Here is an 8,509-nt window from a genome sequence, read left to right as displayed (position 1 = left end):
TTGTTTAAAATTATCCGTTCAAAGCTTCCGCACCACCAACAATCTCTAAGATTTCGTTAGTAATAGCCGCTTGACGCGCTTTATTGTAAGTTAATTTTAATTGGTTTCTCAATTCGGTGGCATTATCAGTTGCTTTGTGCATGGCGGTCATACGCGCTCCGTGTTCAGCGGCAAAAGAATCGCGTACCGATTTATACAATTGGGTTTTCAACGACTTTGGAATCAAGGTCAACACAATTTCTTCTTTTGACGGTTCGAAAATATAATCCCCACTTGAAGTAGCTTTGTCAGAGGCAACCGGTGCCAATGGCAAGAATTGTTCTGTCATTACTAATTGCGTGGCAGCGTTTTTGAATTGGTTGTACACCACTTCAATTTTATCATATTCTCCGGAAACGAATTTCTCGGTCAATACATCTGCAATTTCAGCTACATTGTCGAAAGTTAAGTTGTCGAAAACTTCACTTTTGTTTACAATAACCGTATTGGTTTTTCTTAAAACATCGTTGCCTTTTTTACCTATGGCAAAAATATCAACTTGTTTTCCGGCATAACTGTCGGCTACTACTTTTACTTGCTTGATAACGTTGGTATTGAAAGCACCGCACAAACCTCTGTTAGAAGTAATGGCAACAATCAATACTTTGTTTACTTCGCGTTGTGAAGTGTATTGTCCGCCGGCATCACCGTCTAAAGTGGCGCTCACGCTTTGTAACAATTCCGTTAATTTTTCGGCATAAGGTCGCATCGCTGTAATGGCATCTTGTGCTTTTTTCAGCTTGGCGGCAGAAACCATTTTCATCGCCGAAGTGATTTGCATCGTTGATGAAACGGAACTGATTCTATTACGGATTTCCTTTAAATTTGCCATATTTAATTTGAAAATTAGATGATTTGAAAATTTGAAAATTGTTACATTTTCAAATTCTCAAATCTTCAAATTGTTTTTAGTTATATTTCGCTGAAATTTCTTTAGCTGCTTTTTCTAAAACATCGGTAATTGTATCGTCTAATTTACCGGCTTTAAGCGCATTTAAAGTATCTCTATGCTTGTTGTTTAAATACTCGATATAATCTTTTTCGAATTCTTTTACTTTGTTTACAGGCACGCTTCTCAACAAGTTTTTAGAACCGGCGTAAATAATTGCCACCTGATCTTCTACAGTAAACGGATCGTTTACCGCTTGTTTCAAGATTTCCACGTTTCTTCTACCTTTTTCGATTACGTTTAAAGTAGCTGCATCCAAATCAGACCCGAATTTAGCGAACGCTTCCAATTCACGGAATTGCGCTTGATCTAATTTCAAAGTACCTGATACTTTTTTCATGGATTTAATTTGAGCATTACCTCCAACACGCGATACCGAGATACCTACGTTAATCGCCGGACGAACCCCGGAGTTGAATAAATCCGACTCCAAGAAAATCTGACCGTCAGTAATCGAAATTACGTTGGTTGGAATATAAGCAGAAACGTCACCCGCTTGTGTTTCGATAATTGGCAATGCTGTTAATGAACCTCCTCCTTTTACGATTGGACGTAAAGATTCCGGTAAGTCGTTCATGTTTTTAGCGATATCATCATCGGCAATTACTTTACAAGCTCTTTCTAATAAACGAGAGTGTAAGTAGAATACGTCTCCAGGGTAAGCCTCACGTCCCGGTGGTCTTCTTAACAACAAAGACACCTCACGGTAAGCCACCGCTTGTTTAGACAAATCATCATAAATGATCAAAGCCGGACGACCAGAATCACGGAAATACTCTCCGATAGCAGCACCTGCCATTGGAGCATATACCTGCATTGGAGCAGGATCAGAAGCGTTAGCAGCAACAATAGTTGTATATGCCATAGCGCCTTTTTCTTCTAATGTTTTTGCAATACCCGCTACTGTTGAAGCTTTTTGTCCAATAGCAACATAGATACAGTATACCGGTTGACCTGCATCGTAGAACTCTTTTTGGTTCAAGATAGTATCGATACAAACCGTAGTTTTACCGGTTTGACGGTCACCAATTACCAACTCACGTTGACCTCTACCTACAGGAATCATCGCGTCGATTGACTTGATTCCGGTTTGTAACGGCTCGGTTACCGGCTGACGGAAGATAACTCCCGGTGCTTTTCTTTCTAATGGCATTTCGTATAAATCACCAGTGATTGGTCCTTTACCATCGATTGGCTCACCTAAAGTATTTACCACACGTCCAACTATACCTTCTCCTACTTTTAATGAAGCGATACGTTGTGTTCTTTTCACGGTAGATCCTTCTTTAATACCGGTTGAAGGTCCTAAAAGTACTACCCCAACATTGTCTTCTTCTAAGTTCAATACGATAGCTTCCAATCCGTTATCGAATTGTACCAACTCACCGTATTGTGCATTGGATAACCCGTAAACACGAGCGATACCATCCCCAACTTGAAGAACAGTTCCTACTTCTTCTAATGTAGCACCGGATTGAAATCCTTCTACTTGTTTCTTTAATATTGCTGAAATTTCAGCAGCTTTAATTTCTGCCATAATTATTATGTATTATCTTCCTAAGTTTATATTAACCCCAGATCTTTGAGGCTCCTGATTATTGTTAATTATAATGGTATTGTTAGTTGACTTGTTATATCTTGCTGAAAAAGCACTGCCATATTTTTCAACTAATTTTTGAACTTTTTCTTCATCCAATGTTCCGTCGGGGTTCACGACCTTGGCTGCATATAATATTTTAATGATTTTTTTATAGGATTCTTGCAATTCAATACTCACATTCAATCCCAAAAATTTGATTTCACTATAAGAAACATTACCCGTTTTATTATAATTGGTAATGGGTTCAACCCCTTTAAGCTCAACATACTTCATATAAATGATTTCATCTCCGCTTAAATTTGACAAACTACATGAGGAACCAAACATACCACAACCATCAGAATTTAACCAATGTTGTTCATCAACAAACACTTGATCTTTCTTGATTTTTACTTCTTGAGCGGATCCAAAATAAATGACGCTTAAAAACAAGGTTAAAAAAAGGTTTTTCATAGTTGTTAATTTGAAAATTCTCTTCTTAATTCTTGCAATCTGTTAGCTACAGAAGCGTTGTATTGTTTGTCGCCTATTCTCAAAATAAATCCACCAATGATTGCCGGATCTACTATGTTCTCAATAGTTATCTTTTTGTCTGAAATAGTAGCAATCTTGGCCAATACTTGGTTTTGTAAATCAGCCGTGATTGGGAAAGCGGTGGTTACTTTGGCATGTTCAACACCATTCATTACGTCGAATTGGGCGTTGAATTGTTTAGCCACTGCTCCTAAAATTTCAAATCTTTTATTTTCCTGAAGCAATCTGAATAAAGAATTGGTCTCCGACTGTACATTGGCAAAAACTTCTTTCAGCGCATTCATCTTTATTTCTGAAGAGATGATTGGACTTGATAAAAATTCACTTAGTTCAGCACTTCCGGCCACTGAAGCAACTACAGACAACATGTCTTCATTGACTTTAGCAGCATTTCCGCTTGAAACCGCAGTTTCTAAAATGGCTTTCGCATATCTAATCGCAGCTCTTGACATACCGATTAATTTAGTTTTACGTCACCTAACATTTTCTCAACCAATTTGGTTTGAGCTTCTTTGTTAGACAATTCGTCTTTTAATAATTTTTCAGCAATGTCTAATGATAAAGTAGACACTTGAGCTTTCAATTCAGCCATAGCTGCGTTTTTCTCACTTTCGATAGAAGCTTTGGCTTGCTCAATCATTTTTTGACCGGCTACTTGGGCTTCAGTTTTAGCATCGTTAATCATTTTTTCTTTGATTTCACGGGCTTCTTTAATCATTGAATCGCGCTCTAATCTCGCTTCAGCTAATAATTTCTCGTTATCTGATTTAAGATTTTGCATTTCTTTTTTAGCATTTTCAGCAGAAAGTAAAGCGTTTCTAATGCCTTCTTCTCTTTCGTTAACTGCATCTAAAATTGGCTTCCAAGCAAATTTTTTCAATAAGAAAATCAATCCTACGAAAATCAAAAATTGCCAGAAGAACAACCCTAATGAAAAATCATTTATTAACTTTTCCATATTATAATGTAATTATGTAGTCTTTTAATTTAATTGTTAAACAAAAGCTACAACCAACCGTTGCAGCTTTTTGTTTTTTTGAATTACACTGCAAATAATGCAGCAAATCCGATACCTTCGATAAGAGCCGCAGCAATCAACATCGCTGTTTGGATTTTACCAGTAGCTTCCGGTTGACGTGCAATAGCGTCCATTGCTGATCCACCAATTCTTCCGATACCGATACCAGCTCCGATTACTACTAATCCTGCTCCAATGATTTTAGGAATTTCCATAATGTATATATATTTAATTAAACATTCAATTTTAAATCTTAGTGATGTGCTTCCTCATGGTGATGTTCTTCTACCGCCGAACCAAAATATAAGGCTGATAACATCGTGAATATATAGGCTTGCAACAAAGCAACTAAAATTTCAATCAAAGATATCGCAAACGATAAGAAGAAAGACAAGCTGCTTCCGATCCAGTTTTTGAAAACGAACATTAGTCCGATCAAACTCATCAATACGATGTGACCTGCAACGATATTCGCATAAAGACGAATCATTAAAGAGAAAGGTTTGATAACAGTTCCTAACAATTCGATTGGTGCTAAGATAAATTTCATTGGCACAGGTACACCCGGCATCCAGAAAATGTGACCCCAATAATCTTTTTTAGCAGTAAAAGTTGTGATTAAGTAAGTGATTAAAGCCAAACAAGCTGTAACGGCGATATTCCCGGTTACGTTAATTCCCAGTGGCGTTAATCCGAAGATGTTTAAGAACCAAATAAAGAAGAAGATGGTCAATAAATAACTCATGTATTTTTTATAGTGCTTCTCGCCGATATTAGGAATTGCAATTTCGTCTCTGACATACAATACAATTGGTTCGAAAATACGACCAACTCCCGAAGCAATGCCTCCGTTTTTAACGTATGATTTGGCCAAACTTTTAAACAATAAGAACATGATTAAAGCTACTACGAAAATCATGAATACGTTTTTAGTAATAGAAAAATCCAACGGCTTTTCATTAGTGGCATGGTGGTGCTCATCCATAGTTACTTCCCCTTGAGCACTATCAACTTTGTAAATTTTACCGTGGTATAATTTGTAGAAAGTACCGTTGACTTCAGCTACTTCATGATCGTTGTGGAATTTTGATGAAGAGAAAACCTGTAAGCCATTATCCAGCAAAATTACCGGAAGTGGAAAACCAACATGATGTTGTTTACCGGCTTCGTCTTTATAGCCGAAAATATTGAAGTCATAAGAATCTTTTAAGTGGTGATCTATGAATTCTTTGATTTCGGTTTTGACGTCTTTTGGCTCTGCCGACTCACCGTGAACCGCTTCAACGGCATGAGTTGTTTCTGCAGAAACTTTGGTAGAATCAACTGTAGGATTAGCAGTACTAATTAATGGAAAGAAAGCTACTAAGGCAGCGATTATGAATTGGAGTGGTTTTTTTGAAAACACCATATCTGATAATTAGCTAAGATTTTATTTCTCAAATTTGGTGCAAAAGTACAATATTAATTAATATTAAAAAGTATCTGTTTTAATTTTTTTGACAGAATTGACAATTAAACGCAGAATTATTGTTTATTATTTAAAATTCTGATAGTTACATAAGTCTCTATTGTCAAAAAGTAAATGAAAATGATAAAAAAACTCATTTTCTCTGTTGGCGTTTTTTCCAGGTTGGCGGCCAAAATCGGTTTGAGAAAAACATAAGCAATGGCCATTTTGATTGTGGTTAATAACAAAAAGGTATATCCAACCGAATTGATACTCTTTTGTTTGACCTTGTCTAAAACTAAAATCAACATCGATGAAAAAAAGAAAAAGAACAAATACAACAACTCTACAGTATAAATAAAACTGTCTTCATAGGTTTTCGGAACCCAAAAATGAAAAATTACTTTGTGTGAGGCATACCCAATTATTGCAAAAACTAATAGGGTGAAAAGAGATTTGAATTTTTGTAAATTCATATTATTGGTCAGATTTATTAATGTCTTTGAGTTGTCGATTGAGGTTATAAAACGCAATGGCCACTCCGAGTAAAGTGAGAATCTTAACAAAAAGATGGTGTGGATTGTTGTACTTTTCATCAAGCCAGCGGCCAAGCCAAGCGAATAAAAAAACGATAACACCCATTTGAATCGGGATGTTCATCAGTACTAACCACTTGTTAGGCGCTTTGTTCTTCTTTGGTTGGTCCATGACTTGGTAGGTTTTTCACAGGAGGTTTCATCACGCAAGACGCACTAAATTCGGCTCCGGGTTCTACTGAAAGTTTTCCGCAAATCACTTCTCCTTTGATATGGGATTTGGATTTTACATTCAGGATTTCCAATACTTGTATTTTTCCTTCGAAATGCCCTTCTATGTCGGCGTTTTTACAAATGATATCACCTTTTACACTACCGGCAGGACCGATAACAATTTTTCCTTTAGATTGAAAATTCCCTATTAAATGTCCGTCTAAACGAAAATCAGCCGGTGAAATAATATCGCCGGTTATGGTAGTTCCCTCAACAATTCGGTTGGTTTTCCCCAACAAATCGGTATATGATTTCGGACTCTTTTCAAACATGGCTATCCTTTTTTTCCCGGATTCCCCATCTGTGGTGTTGGCGGCAAACCAAATTGCTCTTCCTTACTGTTGGCATCACCGGTGGTTTTAATCGGTTGGTTACTCTGTTGTTTATTTTGAGCTTCTTTTTTAGGTTGCTCTTGCATTTGAAGCGGTTGCTGTTCTTGTTGCACAACCGGCTTCTCATAAGTTCCGTCCCAATTAGGTTGGGTTGGTGTAGCGGTTAAATTACCCGCTAAAAATTCATCGATGTTTTTCTTAACCTGAACAATGGTGTAGTTTTCGGCCGAGATAATAATCGGTTTCTCTTGGACCTTATAATCTTTATAGTCTTTTAAAATAGCCGTGATGCCATCAGCTAAATCTTTCGAATTCAATCCGTGGATCACCACAAAATTATCAGTCATGGTGTAAATATCCAAAGAAACGGTTAGCTTTTCTAAGCCTCTTTCTTTGATAAATTTGGCGATTTTTTCGCGTAAAATTTTGGTGCTTTTATCCTCAAAATCTTTAGTGGCGTATAAAATCTTCCAATTTCTGGAGTCCAAACTTGACAATTGTAAAGCCTGAAGTTTAGGCAAATCAACTGTTATCATTTTCTCGGCTCTTTTGCCTTCCTCGCTATTTGGGTAATTAAGCGCAACAAAATTTAAAGCTTTGGCGTATTCTTCCAAACCAGATAATTTCCCGATTAAATTGGCTTTGAGTAATTCTAATTTCGGTACAATTTCATCTCCGGTAAATCGATCAATGGCTTCTGCTATTTCGGATAAAACCGTTTTGTAATCGTGGTTTTGGTATCTTTCATAGAGTTTTTCATAAACCGCTTTCGGGGAATCTCCGGCATCGGCCAATTGGCTATTCGGATTGGCCAAAATTTGAGCATATCTCGACGTTGGATAAAGCGAAATGATTCGGGCTTTCATGGCTTCTGCTTTGGTCTTGTCTATCAATTCATACACTTTATACAAATGGTACATCGAAGGTAAAACCAAACGCTCTTCGGGATTGTTTTTAAGCAATTGTTCCAACTTGGCTGCGGACAATTCGTATTCTTTGAATTTTTCTTTGTAAATGATTCCCAGTTGATAGTAAGCAAAGTTTCTTTCTTTACTCAAACTGTCAATTAAACTAGGATTTGTTGGCAATTGCTTGATGTAGAAATCAGGGGTGAATCGGTCTTCAGCATTGGCCAAATCTTTGGTTTCTTCGGTCGGATCATCACCTTTGGAATCCTCTTCTTTACTGTTCAAACTTCCCGTGGCTGGAGGTTTTCTCCAATTGTCTTGCAAAGTGACTTTTCCCCATTTCTTTTGGAATTCTTTTTGCCCAAAAGCCACAGTAGTTGGATTGTAAAAATAAAAGGTGCTTTCAGAAACGGGGCCAATGGGCTTAGATGGCGCAACCGCACTAGGCTTTTTACCTTTGTCGTCCGAGCCAATGTCACCGGAATTTCTCTCCTGATTCTCTTTAATTTGAGCTTCTTTCTCGGCCAACTTCATGGCTACTGCTTCTTCTTTTTTTAGTTTTTCGATGTACTTTTCAAAATAAGCTACTCTGTCTTCGTTAGTCATTTTGTATAGAGAAATAATGCTGTCATTGGTTTGGGCTATGCCTTCATATTTGATGACATCGTCTAAGTTTTCTCTTTTCTTTTTGATCGAATTGAACTCTCGTGTTCTGGGCTTTAACTGCACCAATGTACTGTCGAAATACTTTCCGGCAGTGGCGTATTTGGCTGCATTAAAATAAATATCGGCTAAGTTTCTGTAATTGGAAGCTGCCAAATAAGCGTCTTCGGATTTCTTCTTCAGCGAAATATTGTAGTGCTTTTTCGCTTG

11 protein-coding genes are annotated in these 8,509 nt (G+C 37.2%); all 11 read right to left on the bottom strand.

Features of this window, described 5'->3' with window-relative positions; translation table 11 throughout:
* Positions 1-10: 10 nt before the first annotated feature.
* Positions 11-871, bottom strand: coding sequence for an ATP synthase F1 subunit gamma (atpG, locus tag ACIQ32_RS10555; RefSeq protein ID WP_396195653.1), 861 nt, complete (start codon positions 869-871; stop codon positions 11-13).
* A gap of 76 nt (positions 872-947) precedes the next feature.
* Positions 948-2,525 (bottom strand): F0F1 ATP synthase subunit alpha, encoded by a 1,578-nt coding sequence (gene atpA / locus ACIQ32_RS10550; RefSeq protein ID WP_396195652.1) that lies wholly within the window; start codon positions 2,523-2,525, stop codon positions 948-950.
* 12 nt (positions 2,526-2,537) lie between these two features.
* The gene (locus ACIQ32_RS10545) at positions 2,538-3,041 is read right to left on the bottom strand and encodes a hypothetical protein (RefSeq protein WP_396195651.1); all 504 of its coding nucleotides are present in this window, start codon (positions 3,039-3,041) and stop codon (positions 2,538-2,540) included.
* Between the two features lie 5 nt (positions 3,042-3,046).
* Positions 3,047-3,580 carry an ATP synthase F1 subunit delta gene (gene atpH, locus ACIQ32_RS10540; protein ID WP_396195654.1) on the bottom strand — a complete coding sequence of 178 codons (534 nt, stop codon included), beginning with the start codon at positions 3,578-3,580 and terminating at the stop codon, positions 3,047-3,049.
* Positions 3,580-4,080: a F0F1 ATP synthase subunit B gene (locus ACIQ32_RS10535; RefSeq protein ID WP_396195650.1), complete on the bottom strand. Its 501-nt coding sequence runs from the start codon at positions 4,078-4,080 to the stop codon at positions 3,580-3,582. Before ACIQ32_RS10535 ends, atpH begins: the two co-directional genes overlap by 1 nt.
* 83 nt (positions 4,081-4,163) lie before the next feature.
* Complete coding sequence (gene atpE, locus ACIQ32_RS10530; RefSeq protein ID WP_171221220.1) at positions 4,164-4,355, bottom strand: ATP synthase F0 subunit C; 192 nt, start codon at positions 4,353-4,355, stop codon at positions 4,164-4,166.
* A 38-nt stretch (positions 4,356-4,393) separates the two neighbouring features.
* Positions 4,394-5,548, bottom strand: coding sequence for a F0F1 ATP synthase subunit A (gene atpB, locus ACIQ32_RS10525; protein WP_396195648.1), 1,155 nt, complete (start codon positions 5,546-5,548; stop codon positions 4,394-4,396).
* A 116-nt stretch (positions 5,549-5,664) separates the two neighbouring features.
* The gene (locus ACIQ32_RS10520; RefSeq protein WP_396195647.1) at positions 5,665-6,063 is read right to left on the bottom strand and encodes a hypothetical protein; all 399 of its coding nucleotides are present in this window, start codon (positions 6,061-6,063) and stop codon (positions 5,665-5,667) included.
* A 1-nt stretch (position 6,064) separates the two neighbouring features.
* Positions 6,065-6,295: an AtpZ/AtpI family protein gene (locus ACIQ32_RS10515; protein WP_396195646.1), complete on the bottom strand. Its 231-nt coding sequence runs from the start codon at positions 6,293-6,295 to the stop codon at positions 6,065-6,067.
* Positions 6,264-6,668, bottom strand: coding sequence for a polymer-forming cytoskeletal protein (locus tag ACIQ32_RS10510; protein WP_396195645.1), 405 nt, complete (start codon positions 6,666-6,668; stop codon positions 6,264-6,266). Before ACIQ32_RS10510 ends, ACIQ32_RS10515 begins: the two co-directional genes overlap by 32 nt.
* Before the next feature lie 2 nt (positions 6,669-6,670).
* Positions 6,671-8,509: tol-pal system YbgF family protein (locus ACIQ32_RS10505; RefSeq protein WP_396195644.1), on the bottom strand; the 1,839-nt coding region annotated here is incomplete at its 5' end.

This window comes from Flavobacterium sp. (assembly GCF_044373165.1).
Taxonomy (GTDB): domain Bacteria; phylum Bacteroidota; class Bacteroidia; order Flavobacteriales; family Flavobacteriaceae; genus Flavobacterium.
This window is presented reverse-complemented; position numbering and strand designations above follow the sequence as displayed.

Excerpts from the sequence above, each read along its gene's own strand:
- atpG (WP_396195653.1), bottom strand. The coding sequence starts at position 871 with ATGGCAAATTTAAAGGAAATCCGTAATAGAATCAGTTCCGTTTCATCA.
- atpA (WP_396195652.1), bottom strand. The coding sequence starts at position 2,525 with ATGGCAGAAATTAAAGCTGCTGAAATTTCAGCAATATTAAAGAAACAA.
- ACIQ32_RS10545 (WP_396195651.1), bottom strand. The coding sequence starts at position 3,041 with ATGAAAAACCTTTTTTTAACCTTGTTTTTAAGCGTCATTTATTTTGGA.
- ACIQ32_RS10535 (WP_396195650.1), bottom strand. The coding sequence starts at position 4,080 with ATGGAAAAGTTAATAAATGATTTTTCATTAGGGTTGTTCTTCTGGCAA.
- atpE (WP_171221220.1), bottom strand. The coding sequence starts at position 4,355 with ATGGAAATTCCTAAAATCATTGGAGCAGGATTAGTAGTAATCGGAGCT.
- atpB (WP_396195648.1), bottom strand. The coding sequence starts at position 5,548 with ATGGTGTTTTCAAAAAAACCACTCCAATTCATAATCGCTGCCTTAGTA.
- ACIQ32_RS10520 (WP_396195647.1), bottom strand. The coding sequence starts at position 6,063 with ATGAATTTACAAAAATTCAAATCTCTTTTCACCCTATTAGTTTTTGCA.
- ACIQ32_RS10515 (WP_396195646.1), bottom strand. The coding sequence starts at position 6,295 with ATGGACCAACCAAAGAAGAACAAAGCGCCTAACAAGTGGTTAGTACTG.
- ACIQ32_RS10510 (WP_396195645.1), bottom strand. The coding sequence starts at position 6,668 with ATGTTTGAAAAGAGTCCGAAATCATATACCGATTTGTTGGGGAAAACC.